22 protein-coding genes are annotated in these 23,680 nt (G+C 66.7%); 15 read left to right on the forward strand and 7 right to left on the reverse strand.

The features are described from left to right. Positions 1 to 6 precede the first annotated feature (6 nt). From metH to NJD74_RS09245, 3 genes are all read left to right on the forward strand, one after another. A complete protein-coding gene (gene metH / locus NJD74_RS09235; RefSeq protein WP_319624165.1) occupies positions 7 to 2,748 on the forward strand; it encodes a methionine synthase in 2,742 nt (913 codons plus the stop codon). A gap of 90 nt (positions 2,749 to 2,838) precedes the next feature. Further along, positions 2,839 to 4,044: an MFS transporter gene (locus tag NJD74_RS09240; protein WP_019185952.1), complete on the forward strand. Its 1,206-nt coding sequence runs from the start codon at positions 2,839 to 2,841 to the stop codon at positions 4,042 to 4,044. Between the two features lie 72 nt (positions 4,045 to 4,116). After that, on the forward strand, positions 4,117 to 5,487 hold the full coding sequence (locus tag NJD74_RS09245; RefSeq protein WP_070470541.1) for an amidohydrolase family protein: 1,371 nt from the start codon (positions 4,117 to 4,119) through the stop codon (positions 5,485 to 5,487). A gap of 16 nt (positions 5,488 to 5,503) precedes the next feature. On the opposite strand, the gene NJD74_RS09250 is transcribed toward NJD74_RS09245, so the two are convergent. From NJD74_RS09250 to NJD74_RS09275, 6 genes are all read right to left on the reverse strand, one after another. Continuing rightward, entirely contained in the window at positions 5,504 to 7,588 is a 2,085-nt protein-coding gene (locus tag NJD74_RS09250) for an acyltransferase family protein (RefSeq protein WP_319624043.1), read from the reverse strand. A gap of 67 nt (positions 7,589 to 7,655) precedes the next feature. Further along, a complete protein-coding gene (locus tag NJD74_RS09255; RefSeq protein ID WP_019185949.1) occupies positions 7,656 to 8,348 on the reverse strand; it encodes a DUF2058 family protein in 693 nt (230 codons plus the stop codon). A 9-nt stretch (positions 8,349 to 8,357) separates the two neighbouring features. Further along, complete coding sequence (locus NJD74_RS09260) at positions 8,358 to 8,597, reverse strand: SlyX family protein (protein ID WP_019185948.1); 240 nt, start codon at positions 8,595 to 8,597, stop codon at positions 8,358 to 8,360. After that, entirely contained in the window at positions 8,590 to 9,939 is a 1,350-nt protein-coding gene (locus NJD74_RS09265; RefSeq protein ID WP_070425477.1) for a UDP-glucose/GDP-mannose dehydrogenase family protein, read from the reverse strand. Before NJD74_RS09265 ends, NJD74_RS09260 begins: the two co-directional genes overlap by 8 nt. A gap of 22 nt (positions 9,940 to 9,961) precedes the next feature. Then, a complete protein-coding gene (locus NJD74_RS09270; protein WP_319624044.1) occupies positions 9,962 to 10,942 on the reverse strand; it encodes an FKBP-type peptidyl-prolyl cis-trans isomerase in 981 nt (326 codons plus the stop codon). Positions 10,943 to 11,026: 84 nt separating this feature from the next. After that, entirely contained in the window at positions 11,027 to 11,635 is a 609-nt protein-coding gene (locus NJD74_RS09275; RefSeq protein ID WP_070425478.1) for a glutathione peroxidase, read from the reverse strand. 14 nt (positions 11,636 to 11,649) lie between these two features. Between NJD74_RS09275 and NJD74_RS09280 the strand changes: the two genes are divergently transcribed. The 8 genes from NJD74_RS09280 to NJD74_RS09315 all read left to right on the forward strand — a co-directional run bounded on the left by NJD74_RS09280 (position 11,650) and on the right by NJD74_RS09315 (position 16,685). After that, positions 11,650 to 11,910, forward strand: coding sequence for a hypothetical protein (locus NJD74_RS09280; protein WP_139146279.1), 261 nt, complete (start codon positions 11,650 to 11,652; stop codon positions 11,908 to 11,910). Positions 11,911 to 12,100: 190 nt separating this feature from the next. Continuing rightward, the gene (locus NJD74_RS09285) at positions 12,101 to 12,355 is read left to right on the forward strand and encodes a hypothetical protein (RefSeq protein ID WP_026070209.1); all 255 of its coding nucleotides are present in this window, start codon (positions 12,101 to 12,103) and stop codon (positions 12,353 to 12,355) included. A gap of 2 nt (positions 12,356 to 12,357) precedes the next feature. Beyond that, a complete protein-coding gene (locus tag NJD74_RS09290; protein WP_019185943.1) occupies positions 12,358 to 12,720 on the forward strand; it encodes a GntR family transcriptional regulator in 363 nt (120 codons plus the stop codon). After that, positions 12,717 to 13,592, forward strand: coding sequence for an ABC transporter ATP-binding protein (locus NJD74_RS09295; RefSeq protein ID WP_070425479.1), 876 nt, complete (start codon positions 12,717 to 12,719; stop codon positions 13,590 to 13,592). The genes NJD74_RS09290 and NJD74_RS09295 overlap by 4 nt, the downstream gene beginning before the upstream one ends. Continuing rightward, a complete protein-coding gene (locus tag NJD74_RS09300) occupies positions 13,589 to 14,617 on the forward strand; it encodes a hypothetical protein (RefSeq protein ID WP_019185941.1) in 1,029 nt (342 codons plus the stop codon). Before NJD74_RS09295 ends, NJD74_RS09300 begins: the two co-directional genes overlap by 4 nt. A 28-nt stretch (positions 14,618 to 14,645) precedes the next feature. Continuing rightward, positions 14,646 to 15,527 (forward strand): DUF4097 family beta strand repeat-containing protein, encoded by an 882-nt coding sequence (locus NJD74_RS09305; RefSeq protein ID WP_070470545.1) that lies wholly within the window; start codon positions 14,646 to 14,648, stop codon positions 15,525 to 15,527. Between the two features lie 28 nt (positions 15,528 to 15,555). Next, positions 15,556 to 16,164, forward strand: a complete 609-nt coding sequence (locus NJD74_RS09310; protein WP_070470546.1) for a DUF2884 family protein — start codon at positions 15,556 to 15,558, stop codon at positions 16,162 to 16,164. A 95-nt stretch (positions 16,165 to 16,259) separates the two neighbouring features. After that, positions 16,260 to 16,685, forward strand: a complete 426-nt coding sequence (locus tag NJD74_RS09315) for a hypothetical protein (protein ID WP_046273903.1) — start codon at positions 16,260 to 16,262, stop codon at positions 16,683 to 16,685. A 167-nt stretch (positions 16,686 to 16,852) separates the two neighbouring features. On the opposite strand, the gene NJD74_RS09320 is transcribed toward NJD74_RS09315, so the two are convergent. Next, positions 16,853 to 18,265, reverse strand: coding sequence for a class II fumarate hydratase (locus NJD74_RS09320; RefSeq protein WP_046273902.1), 1,413 nt, complete (start codon positions 18,263 to 18,265; stop codon positions 16,853 to 16,855). A 295-nt stretch (positions 18,266 to 18,560) separates the two neighbouring features. Between NJD74_RS09320 and NJD74_RS09325 the strand changes: the two genes are divergently transcribed. The 4 genes from NJD74_RS09325 to NJD74_RS09340 all read left to right on the forward strand — a co-directional run bounded on the left by NJD74_RS09325 (position 18,561) and on the right by NJD74_RS09340 (position 23,675). Beyond that, a complete protein-coding gene (locus NJD74_RS09325) occupies positions 18,561 to 19,883 on the forward strand; it encodes a hemolysin family protein (RefSeq protein WP_070470548.1) in 1,323 nt (440 codons plus the stop codon). Positions 19,884 to 19,920: 37 nt separating this feature from the next. Then, on the forward strand, positions 19,921 to 21,288 hold the full coding sequence (gene purB / locus NJD74_RS09330) for an adenylosuccinate lyase (protein ID WP_102788243.1): 1,368 nt from the start codon (positions 19,921 to 19,923) through the stop codon (positions 21,286 to 21,288). 63 nt (positions 21,289 to 21,351) lie between these two features. Continuing rightward, positions 21,352 to 22,755, forward strand: a complete 1,404-nt coding sequence (locus NJD74_RS09335; protein WP_102787993.1) for a cupin domain-containing protein — start codon at positions 21,352 to 21,354, stop codon at positions 22,753 to 22,755. Between the two features lie 11 nt (positions 22,756 to 22,766). Beyond that, entirely contained in the window at positions 22,767 to 23,675 is a 909-nt protein-coding gene (locus tag NJD74_RS09340; RefSeq protein ID WP_319624045.1) for a GNAT family N-acetyltransferase, read from the forward strand. Positions 23,676 to 23,680: the final 5 nt, after the last annotated feature.

A 23,680-nucleotide genomic window follows, 5' to 3' on the forward strand; every position in this document is an offset into this window, starting at 1 on the left:
CCGCACCTGCTCCCCGTTCCCGTTGTCGTTGACCTTCCTCCGCCAGCCCGTGCCAGCCTGCCCATGACGTCTTCCCGCCACACCCGCCTGTCCGGTCTCGAGCCGCTGGTCATCACCCCGGACCTGCTGTTCGTCAACATCGGCGAGCGCACCAACGTCACCGGCAGTGCGCAGTTCCGCAAGCTGGTGAAGGAAGAGCGTTACGAGGAGGCGGTGGAAGTGGCGCGCCAGCAGGTCGCCAATGGCGCGCAGATCCTCGATGTGAACATGGACGAGGGCCTGATCGATTCCGAAAAGGCGATGACGCGCTATCTGAATCTGATCATGTCCGAGCCGGACATCGCGCGCATTCCGGTGATGGTCGATTCGTCCAAGTGGAGCGTGATCGAGGCCGGGCTGAAGTGCCTGCAGGGCAAGAGCGTGGTCAACTCGATCTCGCTCAAGGAAGGCGAAGCGCAGTTCATCGAGCAGGCGCGCAAGGTACTGCGCTACGGCGCGGCCGCGGTGGTGATGGCCTTCGATGAGGACGGCCAGGCCGATACCTGCGCGCGCAAGGTCGAGATCTGCACCCGCGCCTACCGGATCCTGACCGAACAGGTCGGCTTCCCGCCGCAGGACATCATCTTCGACCCGAACATCTTCGCCGTTGCCACCGGTATCGAGGAACACGACAACTACGCGGTCGACTTCATCGAAGCCACCCGCATCATCAAGCGCATCCTGCCGCAATGCCATGTCTCCGGCGGTGTCTCCAATGTGTCCTTCTCCTTCCGCGGCAATGAAACCGTACGCCAGGCGATCCACTCCGTGTTCCTGTTCCATGCCATTGGCGCGGGCATGGACATGGGCATCGTCAATGCCGGCGCGATGCCGATCTACGATGACCTGGACCCGGAACTGCGCGAGCGCGTGGAGGATGTGATCCTCAACCGCCGTCGCGACGGCACCGAGCGCTTGCTGGAGATCGCCGAGCGCTACAAGGGCAAGAAAGGCGAAGTGCGCGGCGAAGATCTGGCCTGGCGCGAGAAGCCGGTCAACGACCGCCTTGCGCATGCGCTCGTACACGGCATGGACGCCTGGGTCGAGCAGGACACCGAAGAAGCGCGTGCGCGCTCGACGCGGCCGCTGGATGTGATCGAGGGGCCGCTGATGGACGGCATGAACATCGTCGGTGACCTGTTCGGCGCCGGCAAGATGTTCCTGCCGCAGGTGGTCAAGTCCGCACGCGTGATGAAAAAGGCGGTGGCCTACCTGCTGCCCTACATCGAGGCCGAGAAGGCGCGCAGTGGCGACACCGCCAAGAGCAACGGCAAGATCATCATGGCCACGGTCAAGGGCGACGTGCACGACATCGGCAAGAACATCGTTGGCGTGGTCCTGGCCTGCAACAACTTCGATGTGGTCGATCTGGGCGTGATGGTGCCGGCGCAGAAGATCCTCGACGCCGCGCGTGCTGAAAACGCGGACATCATCGGCCTGTCCGGGCTGATCACCCCCTCGCTGGAAGAGATGAGCCACGTCGCCCGCGAGATGGGGCGGCAGGGCTTCACGATGCCGCTGATGATCGGCGGCGCCACCACCTCGCGTGCGCACACGGCGCTGAAGATCGACCCGCATTACAAGGCGCCCACGGTGTGGGTGAAGGATGCCTCGCGCGCGGTGGGCGTCGCGCAGTCGCTGATCTCGCGCGAGCTGCGCGATGCCTTCGTGGCCGCCAATGAGGCCGACTACGCCGACATCCGCCAGCGCCACCGCAACCGTGGCGATGCCAAGCGCCTGGTGCCCCTGGCCAAGGCACGCGCCCAGCGCTTCGTGGGCGACTGGGCGAACTACACGCCGCCGACGCCGCGCAGGCCGGGCCTGCATGTGCTCGACGATTACCCACTGGCCGACCTGGTCGAGGTGATCGACTGGACCCCGTTCTTCCAGGCCTGGGAACTGGCCGGCAAGTTCCCGGCGATCCTGACCGATGAGATCGTCGGCCCGCAGGCCACCGATCTGTACCAGGACGCCCGCGCGATGCTCACCCGCATCGTCGAGGGAAAGTGGCTGACCGCCAAGGCCGTGTTTGGCCTGTGGCCAGCCAACAGCGTCGGCGATGACGTGCACCTGCGCACGGACAACGGCCCGGCGGTGCTGCACTTCCTGCGCCAGCAGGTGGACAAGCCGGTCGAACGCCCGGATTTCTGCCTGGCCGATTTCATCGCCCCGGCCGACAGCGGCAAGCAGGATTGGATCGGCGCGTTCGCGGTCACCGCCGGCATCGGCATCGACCCGCACGTGGCCCGCTTCGAGGCCGATCACGACGATTACAACGCGATCCTGCTCAAGGCGCTGGCCGACCGCCTGGCCGAAGCGTTGGCCGAGCGCCTGCACCAGCACGTACGCATGGATTACTGGGGCTACCAGCCCGATGAGCAGCTGGACAATGAGTCGCTGATCGCCGAGAAGTACACCGGCATCCGCCCTGCCCCGGGCTATCCGGCCTGCCCGGAGCACAGCGAGAAGGCCACGCTGTTCCACTTGCTCGATGCCGAGCGCACTGCGGACATGCAGCTGACCGAGAGCTTTGCGATGCTGCCCACCGCGGCGGTATCGGGCTACTACTTCAGCCACCCGCAGAGCCAGTATTTCGTGGTCGGCCGGGTCTCGCGCGAGCAGGTGGTGGACTATGCCAAGCGCAAGGGCGTGGACCGCGTGCAGGCCGAACGCTGGCTGGCCTCCAACCTGGATTACGATCCGGAATGACCGCGTCACCCGACCCACGGTCGGGTGCTACCGGCATAATGCACGGGTAGGCACCCACTGTTGGCGGGTGCGCGCCCTCCGAGACCCTGCATGACCGCCCTCCCCCGCGACGCCGTCCCGGCCGTCCGCCTCTCGTCGTTCTACCTGTTCTACTACGCCGCCCTCGGCGCGTTCACGCCCTACTGGTCGCTGTTCCTGACCTCGCGCGGCATGAGCGTCACCGCGATCAGCGTGATGATGGGGCTGTGGTATGCCACCCGTATCGTCGCGCCGACCACGTGGACCTCCATTGCCGCCGCCTCGCCGCGCCCGATCTTCTGGCTGCGGCTGGGCTGTGTGCTCACGCTGCTGACGTTCTGCGCCTTCCTGCTGCCGTTGCCGCAGCCCTGGCTGTACCCGGCGATGATCGCGTTCTGCTTCTTCTACAACGCAGTGATGCCGCAGTTCGAATCGATCACGCTGACCCACCTGGGCAGCGACAGCCACCGCTACGGACTGATCCGGGTGTGGGGCTCGCTGGGTTTCATCGTGGTGGTGATGCTGTTTGGCTGGATCATCGAAGGTGACGGCGGCGCCGGCAATGCACACCTGCTGCCGTGGCTGATGCTGCCGCTGTTCGGCCTGCTTACGGCCTCGGGCTTCGCCAACCGCTATGCGCGCAACCTGCAGCGCAGCGACGGCGATGCCACTGGTTTCTGGCAGATCGTGCGCAAGCCGCAGGTACTGGCGTTCTTCCTGGCCGCCTTCATGGAGCAGCTGTCGTTCGGCCCGTACTACACGTTCTTCTCGGTCTACATGGACCACCACGGCTACGCGACGTCCACGCTGGGCGTGTTGTGGACGGTCGGGGTGGTGTTCGAAGTCGGCGTGTTCTTCACCATCGGCCGCTTCTTCCGCCGCTATGACGCCAGCTGGATGCTGCTGATCGCCCTGCTCAGCTCCACCGTGCGCTGGGCGATCACCGCACTGTTCCCGCAGAACCTGCCGGTGATGCTGGTCGCCCAGACCGCGCATGCACTGGGCTTTGCGGCCTTCTTCGCCGCTGCGATGCAGATGCTGGCCACCTACTTCCCCGGCCGCCTCAATGGGCACGGCCAGGGCGTGTTGTACGGCTTCTCCTCGGGTGTGGGCGGTGTGCTCGGTGCGTTGATCGCGGGCCAGCTGTGGCCGATCGATCAGGGCCGCACCGCATTTCTGGCGGCCAGCGGATTCGCGCTGGCCGGCGCCCTGCTGTGCTTCTTCGCGATCAGCCTGCCGCTGTTGCGGGCCGCCCGCCGGAAGCCCGGGGCCGTGTAGCGCCACGCCGTGCGTGGCCCTGCCGTCACGTTGGTGCCGGTACGCTCGGGATTCCCCAACCCCGGAGTCCCCATGCGACGTTCCCTTCGCCTGCCGACCCTGTTCACCGCCCTCGTGGCGGCCTGTGCCACCGCGAACGCAGCCCCCCCGATCATTCTCGACAACGCCCGCGTGTTCGATGGCGAACGCGACCTGGGCATCACCACGCTGACCCTGCGCGATGAGCGCATCGCGCACATCGGCCCACCACCGCCCGCACTGGCCAAGGGTGCCAAGCGCATCGACTACCAGGGCAAGGTGATCCTGCCCGGCCTGGTCAGCAACCACATCCACGTCGGCAATACCGACGGCCTGGAGCATGGCGACCGCTTCTACACCCGCGATCACGTGCTCCGCGACCTGCAGCAGTTCCAGCGCTACGGCATCACCACGGTGACCGCGCTGGGCATGAACGGCGCTGCGTTCACCACGATCCGCGCCGAAGTCCGTGACCAACCCACGCTCGGTGCGCAGCTATACGGCGCCGGTGGCGGCATCGGCGCGGCCGCAGGCGCCCCGCCGGCCAAAACGATGGGGCTCGAGCACGACCCCGTGGCACGCCCGACCACGCCCGATCAGGCCCGCGCCGCGGTCCGCGCGCAGCAGCAGGCCGGGGTGGACGTGATCAAGCTGTGGGTGGACGACCTCGGTGGCCGCTTCCCGATGATGGCGCCGCCGATCTACCGCGCGGCGATCGATGAGGCGCACCAGCACCAGCTCAAGGTGGCCGCCCACATCCACGACCAGGCGCCGGCAGCGGATCTGGTCGAGGCCGGCGTGGACATCATCGCGCACGGCATCCGCGATACGCCGGTCGCCCCGGCGCTGGTCAGCGCGATGCGCGACAAGGGCGTGTGGTACATCCCGACGGTCAACATCGACGAGGCGAATTATCTGTACGCAGAGAACCCGCAGTGGCTGCAGCAGCCGTTCGTGGCCAACGCCCTGCCGGCAGCCGTGCGTGAGCGCTGGCAGCAACCACAGTGGCAGAAGGCGCAGCTGGCGGGCGATGGCATCCCCAAGGCACGCGCAGCGGTGGCCATGAACCTGCGTAACCTGAGAACGCTGCACGAGGCCGGCGTGAACATCGGCTTCGGTACCGATGCCGGCGCGATGCCGCAGCGCGTGATCGGCGTCGCCGAGCATCGCGAGCTGGAGCTGATGACGCAGGCCGGTTTCACCCCGGCGCAGGCGTTGCAGGTAGCCACCGCCGACGCCGCACGCCTGCTTGGCCTGGACGATCGCGGTCGGATCGCGGTCGGTCGCCGTGCGGATCTGCTGGTTCTGGGGGCCAACCCGCTTCAGGACATCCGCAACAGCCGCCGGATCGATGCGGTCTGGCAGGCGGGCCAGCAGGTCGCCGGCCCGATCGAGGCCGAAGCAGGCACGGCTGCCCGCGACTGATCGCGGGCGATGGGATTCAGGGGGCGGCGGCCGGCGCCGTCGCCTCCAGGCGCTTCAGCTGGGCCTGGAAATCAGGCAGCAGCAGACGATTGCCATAGCCGCTGAGATGATCGCCATCGAAGAACAGCGGCTTGCCCTCGCGGGTCGGCAGGCACTGCTCGCCGGGGCACAGCAGCGGCATCGGATCCCAGATCGACGCCCCCGGCAGCGCATCCGCCACCTGCTGCAGGCCGGCCAGCACCGGCGCACGCAGCTGCTCGATCTCGCTGCGCGGCAAAGTCATGCCATTGACGCAGATCGGGTTGTGCCGGTTGAACACATCCGAGCAGCGGTACGGCGGCGCGGGCAGTACCGGCTTGGGCGCTTCCAGCACGATGTACACGCCGCGCTCGGCCAGCGGGGTGAGCTGAGCAATCCAGGACGCGACCTCGGCCCGGCGACCGGCATCGGCCGCCTCGCTCAGATGTTCGGCACGCACCTGCGCGATATCGAACACGGTGTACTGCTCGGACAGACGCGGCAGCCTCAGCCCGGCCAGCAACACCGCATCGCCCGGCTGCGCACGGGCCTGGATATCCTCCAGCACGTTGCGCACATACGCATCACACGCCGGATTGGGGCCCTGCCAGGCACGCAACCCGACCAGCGCGCAGCCACCGCTGCCGTACAGCCGGATCGTTGCGCCATCCAGCACGGCCAGGCGCTGCAACATCTCGTGGTAGGCCAGCGCATGCGAATCACCGGCCACGAACAGCTGGCGCGTGGAGGCGGCGCGTCCCGGGCACTGGCCGCGCTCGTACAGGCGTGCCTGCCCGCCCTGCACCGGCACGTTGCTGACCCGCACGCGGCAGTCCGGGATTTCCTTCTTGAGCCCCTTGGCATAGGGATACCAGTCCAGCGGAGCGCGGCTGACCACGCTGAGCGAGGTGTACTGCTGGGTCTTGACCAGTGCCGTCTGCAGCCCGGCGCCAAGCACCAGCACGGCCACCCCGACCGCGACCCAGCGTGCATTGCTGATGCGCCAGCGTCCGCCATGCCGCAGGGGCTGTTCCACCCAGCGCCAGGACAGCCAGGACAGCAGCGCCACGCACAGCAGCGCGGCCGCGCCGGTGGCCACGGTCTCAAGGCCCACCGTCCAGCGGAACAGCACGAAGACCGGCCAGTGCCACAGGTACAGCGAATAGGACAGGCGGCCGATCGTCACCATCGGCGTGGTCGCCAGCGCGCGGCCGATCCAGCCCCCTGGCGCGCGCTGCAGCAGACCAAGCAGGCCCAGCGTGCCCAGCACCGGCCAAAGCCCGTCGATCCAGGGCGAATGGCCCGGACGCGCGGACCACAGCCCATACCCCAGTGCGCCAACGCTGAGCAGCAACAGCGGCGAGCGCCAGCTGATGCCGCGCGGCGATGCCGTCAGCGGCGTGAACCGGCCGCTGAGCGACAACACCTGGAACAGCAGCACGCCAGCGCCCAGCTGCCAGAACCGCGTGGTGGTCAGATAGAACGCATCGATCTCATGGCCGCCCTGGCGCGCACGGAACACCGCATACCCCAGCGATGCCGCGACCGCCACGCCGAACAGCCCCAGCGATACCCAGCGCCCGCGTGGGCCTTTGGCCCAGGCCAGGAACAACAGCGGGAACAGCAGGTAGAACTGCTCTTCCACGCCCAACGACCAGGTGTGCGTGTACGGGTTGAATTCGGTGCGCGGTGAGAAGTAATCGTTGCCGGTACTGGCCAGCACCCAGTTGCTCAGCCCGACGAAGGCCATGCGCCCGGTCTTGTCGCTGGTTTCGCTGAGCCACGATTCGGGAATCAGCAGCGCACTGAGCATCGCGGTGAACAGCAGGCAGACCACCAGCGCCGGGGCGATGCGGCGCATGCGGCGCGCATAGAAACGGGCCAGCCCGGCCCAGCCGCCCACCGCCGGCAGGCGATCCACCGAGGCACTGACCACGAAGCCGGAGATGACGAAAAACACGTCCACGCCGGTGAAGCCGCCGGGCAACCAGCTGGCCTTGAGGTGGTAGAGGATGACCGCCAGCACTGCGATCGCACGCAGGCCATCGATGTGCGGGAAATACCCGGGACTGCGTTCCTGCATGGCCCTGCTCCTGACATGCAACGGGCGCCTGCCGGCGCCCAGTGCATTCAACAATGGTGGCGTCGGCTTACCAGACCAGGTCGTCCGGCACCTGGTACTGCGGATCGGCGTACGGATCTTCGCCAGCCGGTGCATCCGGATCGACCTTCAGCGCCACCGACGGTGCGAACACCGCTTCGGCCTCGGCCAGCACGGCGGCAGTGACCAGCACGTACCGGCCGTTCTGCTGCAGCACACCGAGCTCACCGGCATTGAGCGCCTTGAGCTGATCGGCGGTGACGTAGATACGCTTGATCTTGCCGCCGTACGGGAAGTGGCGCGCGATGTCGGCTGCTTCGGCGTTGAGGGACTTGCCTTCCAGCAGGACCTCCAGCTTGGCCTTGGCCTCGCGGCGGATACGCGCCTCTTCCTGCTTCAGGCGCTCGGCCTCGATGCGGTCGTCCTTTTCCTTCTGCGCACGGATCGCATACGCCTTGGCGAGATCGATATCCTCGCGCGAGCGCGGCTTGCCAGGCGCGCCCTGCGGCGGGCGGGCGCCGGCAGGACGGCCCTTGCCCGGTGGACGGCGATCACCGTCACGCGCGGGCCGCTGGCCCTCGCCGGGCTTGCCGGCCGGGCGTGCGCCCTGCGGCTTGCCGGCCGGTCGGCCATCGCGGCGCGCATCGGGCCGACGGTCCGGCTTGCGGTCGTTGGTTCGTTCGGGTTTGGGCGCGGCTTTGAAGCCAAGGCCCAGCAGCTGGTCGCGGAGAGTATCGCTCATGACGTCAGATCAGTAATGCGGAGGCGGCGGCTCTTCGGCCGAATCGGAATACAGCGCGGTGCGGACCTTGCCGAGGTCTTCAAGCAGGATGCGGGTCAGGTCGGCATTGCGATTGCCTTCCATGCGCGCATCGGCCAGGGCCTCGCTCAGTTCGGCCAGCGCCTGCTCCTGGAAGGAGACGCGCATTTCCAGCTCGATCAGGCGTGCTTCCAGTGCCTGTTCGCGCTCGGAGGGTGTGGACTCATGCATTCAACGAACGTCCCCGGCCAATGCCGTAGTAAGCCAGGCCCGCGGCTTCGATTTCCTGCGGGTCGTACAGATTGCGGCCGTCGAACACGACCGCATCGCTGAGCATCTCACGCAGGCGGATGAAATCCGGGCTGCGGAACTGCTTCCATTCGGTGACCACGACCAGCGCATCGGCGCCGTCGAGGGCGTCATAGGCATCATCGCAGAACACCAGGTCATCGCGCTCACCGAAGATGCGGCGCGCTTCGTCGGTCGCTTCCGGATCGTAAGCGCGCACCCGTGCACCGGCTTCCCACAGCTGCGCCAGCAGGCGGCGGCTGGAGGCTTCGCGCATGTCATCGGTGTTCGGCTTGAAGGCCAGGCCCCACACCGCGAAGGTCTTGCCGCGCACGCCTTCATCCTCGCCACGGTCGTAGTGGCGCTGGATCAGCGCGTACAGATGGCCCTTCTGATGTTCGTTGACGGCTTCCACCGCGTTCAACAGCTTGGGCTCATGGCCGTACTGCTGGGCGGTCCGGGCCAGGGCCTGCACATCCTTGGGGAAGCACGAGCCGCCGTAACCGGCGCCGGGATAGATGAAGTGCCAGCCGATGCGCGGATCCGAGCCGATGCCCTGTCGGACCTGCTCGATGTCGGCACCGACCTTCTCGGCGATGTTGGCGATTTCGTTCATGAACGAAATCTTGGTCGCCAGCATCGCATTGGCCGCGTACTTGGTGAGCTCGGCCGAGCGCACGTCCATCTCCACCACGCGGTCGTGGTTGCGGTTGAACGGCGCATACAGGCGGCGCATCAGCGCGACCGAGTCGGGATTGGACGCGCCCACCACGATGCGGTCCGGCCGCATGCAGTCGGCGACCGCGTCACCTTCCTTGAGGAATTCGGGATTGGAGACCACGTCGAACGCGATCTCCACGCCGCGCTCGGCCAGCGCCTGGGCGATGGCCTCACGGACGTTGTCGGCCGTGCCTACCGGCACGGTCGATTTGTTCACCACCACCACCGGCGCGGTAATGTGCCGGCCGATGGTGCGGGCCACGGCCAGCACGTACTGCAGGTCGGCACTGCCGTCCTCGTCCGGTGGCGTGCCCACGGCAATGAAGATCACCTGGCCATGCGCGATCGCGGTGGCGGCGTCGGAGGTGAAGACCAACCGCGACGCAGCGTGGTTGGCCTTGACCATCGGCTCCAGGCCGGGCTCATAGATCGGGATGATCCCGTTGTTGAGCCCGTCGACCTTGGCCTGGTCGATGTCGACACAGATCACCTGATGGCCAACCTCGGCCAGGCAGGTACCCGTGACAAGACCGACATAGCCGGTACCGAATATCGCAACGCGCATGGGCGGTGGGGCTCCAGATCCGTTACGGCAGAACGTTCAGCAGCTCGACGTCGAACGTCAGCGTCGCGTTCGGACCGATCGGACCACCCGGGGTGCCCTGCTCGCCATAGGCCAGCTCGCCCGGAATCCAGAAGCGGTACTTGGAGCCGGTCGGCATCAGCGACACGCCTTCGGACCAGCCCTTGATCACCTGGTCGAGGCCGAACTCGATCGGCTGGCCGCGCTGGTAGCTGCTGTCGAACACGGTGCCGTCGAGCAGCTTGCCTTCGTAGTTCACGCGCACCTTGCTGGTCGGCATCGGACGCTCGCCCGAACCCGGACGCAGCACCTGGTACTGCAGGCCCGAGGCGGTGGTCACCACGCCCGGCACGGTCTTGTTCTTGGCCAGGAAGTTGTTGCCTTCCACGCGGTTGGTACCGGCCTGGGCGGCGGACTTGGCGTCCATCTGGGCCTGCTTGCCCTTCATGAAGCCTTCCAGCGTGGCCTTGGCCTGCTCGGCGGTCATCTTCGGGGTGCCGTTGTTGAAGGTGGTGCTGACCGCATCGAACAGCGCGTCCAGGTCCAGATCGTCCTTCAGCGGCGCCAGCGACGGGCCCACGGCGAAGCTGCCCAGCATCAGGCCGACCTTCTCGCGGTCCACCTTCGGCGGCGCGGTGCCCGGGGCAACGCCCGGAACCGGCTGGCCGCTCTTGGCCATCACGGCCTGGCGCAGGGCGGCGTCGGTCTTCTGCGCCTCTTCCTGGCTGATCAGCGGCTGCTTGCCTTCAAAGGCATTCGTCACGCCGCGGCGCAGGGCGGCCAGGTCGATCTCGCTGGAGATCGGACCGAACGAATTGGCGACATCGATACCGATGGCGTAGCCAAGCTTTTCGCGTTGGGTATTCAAAGTGGAAGTCTCCTTGACAGCCGCGCGGGCGGCTGGTTGTTGCGACATCGCGGTACCGGTGGCACCCATCGCCAGAATCAGAACCGACGCCGCGGCGCCGCGCATTCCCATCTTCATTCGCTGCATTCCTGGAAGTGACTGGACGCCGACGTCGGCGCGAAAGCAACCATTGTCGCACGCGCGTCCGAGATGTCGATATCGTCAGTGCTTGTTGGCCGTGACAGACAGTTCACGTTCGATCGCCGCGACCAGTTTCGGGTCGTCCGGCGTCACCTTGCTCGGGAACTGCGCCACCACCCGGCCATCCCGGCTGATCAGATACTTGTGGAAGTTCCAGCCGGGCGACACGCCCGTGGCCGTGGCCAGGCTGCGATACAACGGCGTCGCCTCCGGCCCGGTGACGACCACCTTCTGGAACATCGGGAACTTGACGCCATAGGTCAGCGTGCAGAACTCCTGGATCTGGGCTTCGTCACCCGGCTCCTGGCCCTTGAAGTCATTGGACGGGAAGCCCAGCACCGAGAAACCACGCGCGGCGTACTTTCGCTGCAGCGCTTCCAGGCCTTCGTACTGCGGGGTGAATCCGCACTTGCTGGCGGTGTTGACCACCAGCAGCACCTTGCCGCCGTACTGCTTGGCCAGATTGACCTCGCCCTTGCCGGCCAGCGGGCGATAGCTCACATCCAGCAGATCGGCCGCCTGGGCCGAGGCGCCCACCAGCAGGCCGGCCGCCAGCAACAACACGGACCACCGCGCCCGGCGCGGAATGCGGCCGCAGCGGATGGGCGACAACAAAGACACGTGATGCATCGCGACACTCCAGAGTGGGGAAGAACGAAGGCCTGAATGCGCCCGGCGAGGGCGGCAAGGACGGCGGCGGGCACTATATCACCGGTGTTTTTGCCGCCGGACGCCGTTGGTCCGCCGGCAGGACGTCTCGCCGCAATGCGCCGTGGCCGGTCATGGCCCTGTCGATGCTGCCCGCCGCATTCAGCGCCGTTTTGCCGCGTCTGGCGGTGTGGACCGACAGGCCAAGCTCACCGATTCGATCACCTGAATACGGCACCCACTTGCCATACCATTGACATCAATGAATGTGCGCTGGCCCGCATCGGCAGCCCACGTGCAGACATACGTCTTTATATTCAATAACTTGGGAAACCATGGAGGCTGTCACACGCCCCCTGCCATCAGTTGGGTTGCTCGCCCTGTTGATCTTCGGCGTGCCGGTGTTATAGTTGCATACAACACCAGTCACCTAGACAGGGGAAGCCCATGAACCGCATGCGCCACCACCACGCCGCCAAAGCCGTCACCGCCGCCTCGGCGTTGCTGCTGCTGGGCTGGTTCGGCATCCCCTCCGGTGACGCTGGCAGCCCTGCCAGCGCCAATGTGTTTGAAGGCCCGCAGGACGCAGGCGTCATCGAGGCAGGGACCGCCGACGGCGCCCCCACGCCCCCCCGCCGGCTGCACAGCTCCCTGTCCATGCCTTACTTCTCATTCGCGCAGTCGCTGAACCCACGGAGCTGACCATGAGCGATATTCAATGGAGCGATGGTGCTCCGATCTACCGCCAGCTGAAAGAGCGCGTGATCGCCATGATGCTTGACGGCATCATCAAGCCGGGCGACGCCCTGCCTTCGGTCCGGCAGGTTGCCGCCGAGTACCAGCTCAATCCCATCACCGTTTCGCGCGCCTACCAGGAACTGGCTGATGAAGGCCTGGTCGAGAAGCGCCGCGGCCTGGGCATGTTCATGACCGAAGAAGCGGCCACGCAGCTGCGCAGCAGCGAGCGCGACCGGTTCCTCAATGAAGAATGGCCGCTGGTCCTGGAACGCATCCAGCGCCTGGGCCTGAACCTCGACGAATTGCTGCCCCAGGGGAAATCCTCATGAATGCCGTTGCAAGTGATGTCGTCATTTCCGCTCGAGGCCTGCGCAAGGCCTATAAACAGACCGTGGCACTGGACAACACCAGTTTCACGATCGCGCCCGGCCGCATCACCGGCCTGATCGGCCCCAACGGCGCCGGCAAGACCACCCTGCTCAAGGCGCTGCTGGGCCTGACTGCGGTGGAAGGTGAGCTGCGCGTGCTCGGGCTGGACCCGACCGTACAGCGCAACGCCCTGATGAACGATGTGTGCTTCATCGCCGACGTGGCGGTGCTGCCGCGCTGGATGAAGGTGCGCGAGGCCATCGATTTCGTCGCCGGCACCCACCCGCGTTTCGACCGGGCGCGCTGCGAACGCTTCCTGGCCTCCACCAAACTGCATCCCAAGCAGCGCGTGCGCGAACTGTCCAAGGGCATGATCGTGCAGCTGCACCTGGCGCTGGTGATGGCCATCGATGCCAAGGTCCTGGTGCTGGACGAACCGACCCTGGGCCTGGACATCCTGTACCGCAAGGAGTTCTACCAGCGCCTGCTGGAGGACTACTTCGACGAGCAGAAGACCATCATCGTCACCACCCACCAGGTGGAAGAGATCGAGCACATCCTCACCGATGTGATGTTCATCCGCGATGGCCGCATCGTGTTGACCACCGACATGGAAGACATCGGCGAACGCTATACCGAAGTACTGGTGTCCGCCGATGCCGTGGAGGCCGCACGCGCGCTCAAGCCGATCGACGAACGTGCCCTGCCCTTCGGCAAGACCGTGCTGCTGTTCGACGGGGTGCCACGCGCCCAGCTCACGCCCCTGGGCGAAATCCGCAGCCCGGGGCTGGCGGATCTGTTCGTGGCCATCATGAAGGGAACCTACGCATGAACACCGTCAACCATCCCATCAGCAAGGCCAGTGCGTTCAAGTGGCTGCTCAAGCGTGAGTACTGGGAAAACCGCGGCGGCTTCCTGTATGCGCCGGTGATCGCCGGCGGCATCTCACTGGTGATGAGCCTGCTCGGCATCGTGTTCGGCCTGGTCGCCATGCACCGTGCGGTCAAGAGCGGCGGCATCCACATCGACAACGAAAGCGTCAACATCAACGGCCTGGACCTGAGCCTGCTGACCAGCAAGCTCGATGCCAAGGACCTGCACGACCTGGCCAATGGCCTGGACCTGACCCTGATCCTGAGCTCGGGCTGGCCGCTGATCGTGCTCGCCTTCGTGGTGTTCTTCTACTGCCTGGGCGCCCTGTACGACGACCGCCGCGACCGCAGCATCCTGTTCTGGAAATCGCTGCCGCTGTCGGATACCGCCACGGTGCTGTCCAAGGCCGTGAGTGCGCTGCTGATCGCTCCGATCATCGCGGTGATCGCCTCGGCCCTGACCATGCTCGGCTTCCTGGTGATGATCTCGATCGTGGTGATCGCCCACGGCGGTGATCCGATGATGCTGATCTGGGGCCCTGCCAGCCCGCTGACCATCATCGCCGGCCACCTGTCCTGGATTCCGGTCTACCTGCTCTGGGCGCTGCCGACCGTTGGCTGGCTGCTGCTGTGCTCGGCCTGGGCCAAGACCAAGCCGTTCCTGTGGGCGGTGATGCTTCCGCTGTTCGCCGGCATCATCGTCAGCACCACCAAGGTGATGACCCTGTTCGACCTGACCGGCGGCTGGTTCTGGAAGCATATCGTCGGCCGCCTGCTGCTCAGCGCGGTCCCGGCCAGCGACCAGTTCTACCGCGGTGAGTCCATGTTCAGTGGCAACGGCAACATGGACAACCTGGTCAACGAACTGGGCCCAAGCCACCAGCTGGCCGCCCTGGCCATGCCGGAACTGTGGATCGGGGCTGCCGCCGGCGTGGTGTTCCTGTTCCTGGCCATCCGCCTGCGCCGCCGCGCTGGCGAAATCTGATCCCCCGCCCTTCTTCGAGGAGCCACCCATGATCCGCAAGCTCGCTGTTGCTTCCCTGTTGCTGCTGCCGCTGACCGCGCTCGCCAATGAACCGCAGTGCAAGTTCAACGAACCGCGCGACCTCAAGCTCGACCTGGCCGGTGCCAAGGCCGTGGTGTTCGAAGTGAACCAGCATGACCTGGTGCTGCAGGCCGGCCCCGGTGCGGCCCAGCTCGGCGGGCGCGCCTGCGCCTCCAACGCGGACTGGCTGCGCCAACTCACGGTCACCCAGCAGAAGGTCGGCGACAAGCTCGTCGTCCGCCTGCAGCGCGAAGGGCGCAGCCTCACCATGAGCGGCAGCAGCTATGCCTACCTGGACCTGCGCGGCACGGTGCCGGACACGCTCCTGGTCCAGATGAAGGTCGGCTCCGGCGATGCCAGCGTCAGCGGTGCGCATTCGCTCAGCGCCGATGTCGGCTCCGGGGATATCAAGCTGGAGAACATCAAAGGGCTGGTGACCGCGGCAGTCGGCTCGGGCGATGTCATCCTCGATGGGGCCGGTGCACTGAACCTGCTCTCGGTCGGCTCGGGTGATTTCAAGGCCCGCAACGTACGCGGCGACGCCAAGGTCGGTACCATCGGCTCGGGCGACTTCGAGCTGGATACCGTCGGCGGCAATGTCGAGATCGGCGTGGTCGGCTCCGGCGACACCGACGTGCGCCAGGCCAAGGGCAACGTGCGGATCGGCACCGTCGGCTCCGGCGATACCGAGCTGCGCGACATCGGCGGCAGCGTCACCGTGGAACGCCATGGCTCCGGCGATGTGACGGCCCGTGATGTCGGTGGCGACCTGCGCGTGGCCAACAGTGGCAGCGGCGATATCCGCCACAGCAATGTACGCGGCCGGGTTGAACTGCCGCGCGGCAAGTAAGCCTCTTTACCCTCAACGGATACGGACCATGACAACTCGACTGCTGCTGCCTGCCCTGCTGTTGTGCCTGCCCATCGCCGCCTGTACCGCCCCGGACAGCGGAAAAGGCAAAGCCCCCGCCGACCAGAGCGCCGCCGCCCCGGCCACCAGCGCGCTGGATACCGACAGCATCGGCAAGACCGTGCAGGAGGCCACCGACAAGGCCCGCCGGGAAATTGCCCAGGGCAACATCTCCATCTCCAATGGCAAATCTCCCAAGGCCGAGATCAGCCCCCAGGGCGACCTGCTGATCGATGGCAAGGCGGTGCCGGTGGATGCCCACCAGCGTGCGCTGCTGCAGGACTACCGCAAGCAGGTCGAGTCGCTGGCCAGTGCGGGCATGGAGATCGGCGTGGCCGGCGCCAATCTCGGCGTGAAGGCGGCCGGTGAGGCGATCAAGGGCATGTTCTCCGGTGACACCCAGGGCATCGAAGCGCGGGTGAACGAGGAGGCCAGGAAGATCGAAGGGCAGGCCCAGAAGCTGTGCGGCCTGCTGCCCGGGATGATGGCCAGGCAGCAGGCGCTGGCGGCCGCGCTGCCGGCCTTCCAGCCCTACGCGACCATGGACCAGAAAGACATCGACGACTGCGGCAGGTAAGCGGCCCCTGCCTGCGACGATGCGTCGCAGGCAGGCCCTTCCCGGCGCCAGGGGACTACAATCTGCGTTCCCGCCGCACGCGTTGTTGCCTGCTCATGAAGAAGCTGAGTCTGTTGCTGTTCGCCCTGTTCTGCCTCGTCGCCACCGGTTGCGACCAGGAGTACCGCAATCACCGCGCCGAGCGCAGCAAGCCGAAGATCACCGTCAGCGACGGCATGGTCACCGTGCGCCGCGCACCTGCGCCGAACATCATCATCCTGCCCAACGGGCACATGAAGATCGACGAGATCGAGATCCCGCTCAACGAAGAGCAGCAGGCGATGCTGCAGGGCATGTTCGGCCAGTTGCAGGTGCTGCGCCAGAACACCTTGACCGATGCTCCGCCGGACCCGGCCAAGCGCTCGGTGAAGATCCAGGTGCCCGATGGCATGCAGCCGATCCCGCCGGACCTGACCACGAAGATTCCCGAATTCAAGGATTACACCGAGACCTTCGGCAATCTGCAGGCCGACCGCCACTGACTGAGCCCCGCAGCGGCCGGCAGGCCCCTGGGCAATTGTCCCCCGTCCGCCGCCTGGCAGCGACGACCTCCTCCTTGATTTTGCCCTGGGGCCGACGGCCGCTACGGGGCTCACGCAGAAAAAAACGGGCCATTCGGCCCGTTTTTCGTTTCAGGTAGTACGCGCGCTCAACCGCCCCCGCCGCCGCCGGCGTGGATGCCGCCGGCGGTCAACGCGGCCGGATCGAGCAGCTTGCGCAGCTCGGCCTCGGACAGACCGCTGTCTTCCTTGGCCACCTCCAGCACCGGGCGCTGTTCCTTGTAGGCACGCTTGGCGATCGCGGCGGCTTTCTCATAGCCGATGATCGGGTTCAGCGCGGTCACCAGGATCGGATTGCGATCCAGTGCCTCGCGGACGCGATCCTCGCGCACCTTCAACCCGGCGATCGCGGTATCGGCCAGCAGGCGGGTGATGTTGGCCAGCAGATTGATGCCATCCAACAGGTTCGCGGCAATCAACGGCAGCGTCACGTTCAACTGGAAGTTGCCGGTCTGGCCGGCCACGGTGATCGCGGTGTGGTGGCCGATCACCTGGGCGCACACCATCACGGTGGCTTCGGGAATCACCGGGTTGACCTTGCCCGGCATGATCGAGCTACCCGGCTGCAGCGCCGGCAGTTCGATCTCGCCCAGACCGGCCAGCGGACCGGCATTCATCCAGCGCAGGTCGTTGGCGATCTTGATCAGTGCCACCGCCAACGCGTTGAGCTGACCGGACAGTTCAACCGCATCGTCCTGCGCGGCCAAGCCTTCGAACTTGTTCTCGGCGCTGTCGAACTTGATGCCGGTCTGCTGCTTGAGCTGCCTGGCCACCTGCGCGCCGAAACGCGGGTCGGCATTGATGCCGGTGCCGATGGCCGTGCCACCCAGTGGCAGCCGGCGCAGGCGCTTGAGGCTGTCTTCGATACGCTCCTGGGCAGAGGACAACTGCGCCGACCACGCACCGAATTCCTGTTCGAAGGTCAGCGGCATCGCATCCATCAGATGGGTGCGGCCGGTCTTGACCACCTTGCGCAGCGCGCGGCCACGCTTGTCGATGGTCTTGCGCAGGTGCACCAGCGAAGGCAGCAGCTGCTCATGCACGCCCAGCAGCGCCGAAACGCGCAGCGCGGTCGGGATCACGTCGTTGGAGCTCTGCCCCTGGTTGACGTGATCGTTGGGATGCACCGCGGTCTTGCCCGCCTTGCCGGCACGATTGGCCAGCGTAGCGATGACCTCGTTGGCATTCATGTTCGAGGAGGTGCCCGAACCGGTCTGGTACACGTCGATCGGGAAGTGCGCGTCATGGCGCCCGTCGGCGACTTCGGCAGCGGCCGCTTCGATGGCCTTGCCGATGTTGCGCGGCAGATGGCCCAGCTCGACGTTGACGTTGGCCGCAGCCCCCTTGACCAGGCCGAGCGCGCGGATGAAACCGCGCGGCATGCGCTGGCCCGACACCGGGAAATTATCGACGGCGCGCTGGGTCTGCGCGCCCCACAACGCATCGGCGGGCACCTGCAGCTCGCCCATGCTGTCGTGTTCAATCCTGAAACCCTTGCTCATTGCTTCAACTCCGCACATCTTTCGTGGATGAAAGGGAACCTGCGGCTGGCAACGGGCCTGATTCCCTGGCTGGCGGCTCTGATCACGATACTCCCAAGCACCGTTGAAACCCAACCACGCGGTGGATCGGCTAGACTCGGGATTCGTTTTCATTCAGACAGACTGCCGCCCCCATGGGTGACGATCCCGACAGTAGTACCGGGCGTGCGAGCGCGCACGCACCGATGACCGCCCTCGCCGCCCTGGCGACCGCGGGTGCCGTTCCGCTCCAGGCAGCAGCGCTGCGGGGCCCCGGATGATCGGCAACCTCCTGCTTCTGCTGCTGGCCCTGCTGCTGGTGGTGCTCAACGGCTTCTTCGTGGCCGCCGAGTTCGCCTTGGTGAAGCTGCGCCACACCCAGGCCGTCGGCCTGGCCGAGAACCATGGCTGGCGGGGACGGCTGCTGCTCAACGTGCACTCGCACCTGGATGCGTACCTGTCGGCCTGCCAGCTGGGCATCACGCTGTCCTCGCTGGGCCTGGGCTGGGTCGGTGAGCCGGCCTTCGCACACCTGCTGCAGCCGTTGTTCGACACCTTGGGGCTGACCCCGGAAGCCTCGCGCCTGACGTCCTTCATCATTGCCTTCAGCCTGATCTCGTTCCTGCACATCGTGTTGGGCGAACTGGCGCCGAAATCGATGGCGATCCGTCGCCCCGAGGCGATGTCGCTGTGGACGGCCGCGCCGCTGTACCTGTTCTATTGGGCCATGTACCCGGCCATCTGGCTGCTCAACAACAGCGCCAATGCGCTGCTGCGCCTGGCCGGCTGGGGCGATGTGGAGCACACCTCGCACCGCTATTCGCGCGAGGAGCTCAAGCTGATCGTGGGTCGCCAGCAACCGCTCGGCAGTGCGCCGGACCAGGACCTCACCTTGATGAGCCACGCGCTGGAGCTGCCCGAGCTGGTGGCCGGCGACCTGATGCGCTCCCGCGACCACATGCGCTCGTTCCGCGAAGGCATGCGCCTGGCCGACGTCATGGCCGAGTTCGCCGAAAGCCGCTACAGCCGCTACCCGTGGTTCGACCGCGATGGCGAGGAAGTGCTGGGCATCCTGCACATGAAGGACCTGCTGGTCGAGATCGCTCGAGGCAATCCCACCGACGACCTGCGCCCGCTGCTGCGCCCGGCCAACCTGATCGCGCTGGAAACCCCGGTACCGCTGGTGCTGGAGCGCTTCCGCACCGGCACCACCCACCTGGCGCTGTGCGTGGAAGAGCACGGCCGCATCCTGGGCTACTTCACCCTGGAAGACCTGCTGGAAGTGGTGGTCGGGGATATCGAGGACGAACACCCGCATATCGTCAAGGATGCCCCCACCCGTGGCGCCGACGGCACCCTGCTGGTGGCCGGCTCGACCTCGATCTTCCGGCTGGAGCGGCTGCTGGGACACGACCTGAGCGCGCCGGACCACCTCAATTCGGTCGGCGGGCTGATCGTGCACCAGCTCCAGCGGCTGCCCGAGGAAGGCGAGCAGCTGGAGATCGACGGGCACCAGTTCACGATTAAGCGCATGGCTGGGCACCGGATCCAGGCCGTGACGGTGCGCATGGCACAGGCCGAGGACGCCGGGGCAGCGTAGAATGGCGGCCCCCGCTGCCACCGATCTGCGCCCTGCCATGTCCGAATTCGCCCTGCTCGCCCTGTCCCCGCTCGATGGCCGCTACGCCGGCAAGGTCGACGCCCTGCGCCCGATCTTCTCCGAATACGGCCTGATCAAGGCCCGCGTGAAGGTGGAAGTGGAATGGCTGCTGGCACTGGCCAATGAGCCGGGCATCGTCGAACTGGCGCCGTTCTCGGCTGCCGCCACTGCACGCCTGCGCGCCCTGGCCGACGATTTCGCCCCGTCCCATGCCGCGCGGGTGAAGGAGATCGAGCGCACCACCAACCACGACGTCAAGGCCGTGGAGTACTTCATCAAGGAGCAGCTCACCGCCGATGCGGAGCTGGGCCCCGCGCTGGAGTTCGTGCATTTCGCCTGCACCAGTGAAGACATCAACAACCTCAGCTACGGGCTGATGCTCGAGCAGGCCCGCCGCGAAGTGCTGCTGCCCTCGCTGGACAACATCGCCGGCGTGCTGCGTGCCCTCGCCCATGCCCAGGCTGCCCAGCCAATGCTCTCGCGCACCCATGGCCAGACCGCCTCGCCGACCACCCTGGGCAAGGAAGTGGCCAACGTCGTGGCCCGCCTGGAGCGCCAGCGCCGCCAGATCGCCGCCGTCGAACTGACCGGCAAGATCAATGGCGCGGTGGGCAACTACAACGCGCACGTCATCGCCTACCCGGACGTGGACTGGCCGGCCTTCGCCCAGCGCTTCGTGGAAAGCCTCGGCCTGGTGTTCAACCCGTACACCACCCAGATCGAGCCGCACGACAACGTCGCCGAGATCGGCGATGCCGCGCGCCGCGCCAACATCATCCTGATCGACCTGGCCCGCGACGTCTGGGGCTACATTTCGCTGGGCTACTTCAAGCAGAAGCTCAAGGAAGGCGAAGTCGGCTCCTCGACCATGCCGCACAAAGTCAACCCGATCGACTTCGAAAACGCCGAAGGCAACTTCGGCATCGCCAACGCCCTGTTCGAGCATTTCAGCGCCAAGCTGCCGATCAGCCGCTGGCAGCGCGACCTGACCGACTCCACCGTGCTGCGCGCGGTCGGCACCGCCTTCGGCCATACCCAGGTCGCCCTGGACTCGCTGGCCAAGGGCCTGGGCAAGCTGACCGTCAATCCGGAACGCCTGGATGCCGACCTGGACGCCGCATGGGAGGTGCTGGCCGAAGCGGTGCAGACCGTCATGCGCCGCCATGGCCTGCCCAACCCCTACGAACAGCTCAAGGCGCTCACCCGCGGCCAGGGCATCACCACCGAATCGATGCAGGCCTTCGTTGAATCGCTGGACCTGCCCGGCGACGCCAAGCAGAGCCTGCGCGCCCTGACCCCGGGCGGCTACATCGGCCTGGCAGCGGATCTGGCCAAGGCGATCTGAAGGCATGGGCGCCGCCCTGCTGCGCCCCCGAACTACCGTCTACACGCTCCAAGGATCTCCCCCATGGCCGCACGCAAGATCAAAACCCCCGTCATCGACATCCAGGCCCGCCCCGGCCTGCCGCTGGGCATGCCCGCCGCTACCTTCCTGCGCGATTACTGGCAGAAGCGCCCGCTGCTCATCCGCGGCGCCTTCCCCGATTTCGAGACCCCGGTGCAGCCCGAAGACCTCGCCGGTCTGGCCTGTGAAGAAGGCGCGCTGTCGCGGCTGATCACCCACGACCGCGCCACCGATGGCTGGACCGTGCGTACCGGCCCGTTCCAGGAAGAAGAATTCCCCGGCATGCCGGACCACGACTGGACCCTGCTGGTCCAGGACGTGGACAAGTGGGACGCCGACGTGCGCGCCCTGATCAGCCACTTCGATTTCCTGCCGCGCTGGCGCATGGACGATGTGATGATCAGCTTCGCCGCCACCGGCGGCTCGGTCGGCGCCCATGTGGACCAGTACGACGTCTTCCTGCTGCAGGCTTATGGCCACCGCCGCTGGCAGATCGACGCCAGCGAATCCATCAAGGGCAAGCGCCCGCCGCTGGACTTCCGCGACGACGTCGAACTCAAGCTGCTGCGCCGCTTCAAGCCGACCCACGACTGGGTGCTGGCCCCGGGCGACATGCTCTACCTGCCGCCGAACGTGCCGCACAACGGCGTTGCCGAAGACCCCTGCCTGACGTTCTCCTTCGGCATGCGCGCCCCGGCCTCGGCCGAACTGATCAGCGACTACCTCGATACCCTGATCGAGGGCGCCGACGAGTCCATCCGTTACCAGGATCCGGACCTGAAGGTGCCGGAGGATCCGAACGAGATCGACGTGGTCTCGATGAACCGCGTGGTCGAAGCGCTCAATGCGATCCGCATGAACGACCCGGACAAGCTCGGCGACTGGTTCGGCCGCTTCATCACCACCTACCGCGCCGCCGGGGAGGTGATGGCGCACGGCGAACCGCTGCCGCGCGAGGAGATCGAAGCCGCGCTGGGCGCGGGCGTGGAATTGCAGCGCCACCCGTGGGCGCGCCTGGCCTGGCGCCGTGCCAAGCGTGGCGCCAGCCTGTACTGCAGCGGCCTGGACTTCGCCCTGCCGGTCAAGGATGCCCAGGTACTGGCCGGCACCGAACAGATCGGCGCGGCGCTGTACCAGAAGCTCTCGGCCAAGGGCCGTGATGCCGTGCAGGCGCTGGTCGCCGGCGGCTTCTACCAGCTGGTGGACGATGCCGGCCTGGAGGATGAAGACGACTACGTCGCCGAGTACGACATCGTCGACGGCACCGACGCGGTCGAGGTCATCGATGACGAGGCCATCCAGGCCGACGTGCACGAGGTCACCATCCATGACGACGGCATCGAAGTGATCGTCGATTTCGATGACAGCGACGAGACTGACGGCAAGGACGAGCCCCAGCGCGGCTGATCGCGCCCGCCATGAACGGCCCAGGCTTCCACGTTGATGTGGTCGACTACCCGGCGCAGCACGCCGCGCTGCACCGGGTCCGGTTCACCGTGTTCGTCGACGAGCAGCAGGTCCCCGCCGAACTGGAGATCGACGCGCTCGACCCCCTGAGCGTGCATGTCCTGGCCTGCGACACCGCCGGCACCCCGATCGGGGCCGGACGGCTCACCCCGGACGGCCGGATCGGCCGCATGGCGGTACTGGCGGCCTGGCGTGGCAAAGGCGTCGGCGAAGCCCTGCTGCTGGTCCTGGTCGACCAGGCCCGGGCCCGGGGCTGGCGCGAGGTCGGGCTGCATGCGCAGCTGCCGGCCCGCGTGTTCTATACCCGGCAGGGCTTTCTGCCGGAAGGCGAGATCTTCGAAGAGGCCGGCATCGCCCACCAGCACATGCGCCTGGCCCTGTCCGGTGCAGTCGCGATCGAGCGCACCGAAGAGGCCGTGGCGATCACCACCGCGTTGATCCACCGCGCCCGTCGCCAGCTGTGGATCCACAGCCGCCAGCTCGACCCCGGCCTGCTCGATGCACCGCCGGTGCTGGAAGCGTTGCGCCGCTACGCCACCGCCCGCCACGACAAACAGGCCTGGCTGATCGTCCACGACAGCGCCGCCATCCGTCGGGCCGGATCACCCGTGCTGAGCCTGCTCCAGCGGCTGCCGAGCGTCTTCCGGGTGCGCGAGGTGAGCGATCCGATCGACCGCGCGACGCCATCTGCCTGCCTGCTCAACGATACGGGCGACTACTACTTTCGTCTGAGCGGCCACCGCTTCGATGGCGAGGCCGGGCTGGCCCAACCGGCACGTTCACGACCGTTGCAGGAAGGTTTGCAGCGCGTATGGGAACGTTCGCGTGATTGCAGCGAACTGCGGGCACTCGGCCTGTAGCCCAC

This window comes from Stenotrophomonas sp. RG-453 (genome assembly GCF_033843685.1).
Taxonomy (GTDB): Bacteria; Pseudomonadota; Gammaproteobacteria; order Xanthomonadales; family Xanthomonadaceae; genus Stenotrophomonas; species Stenotrophomonas bentonitica_A.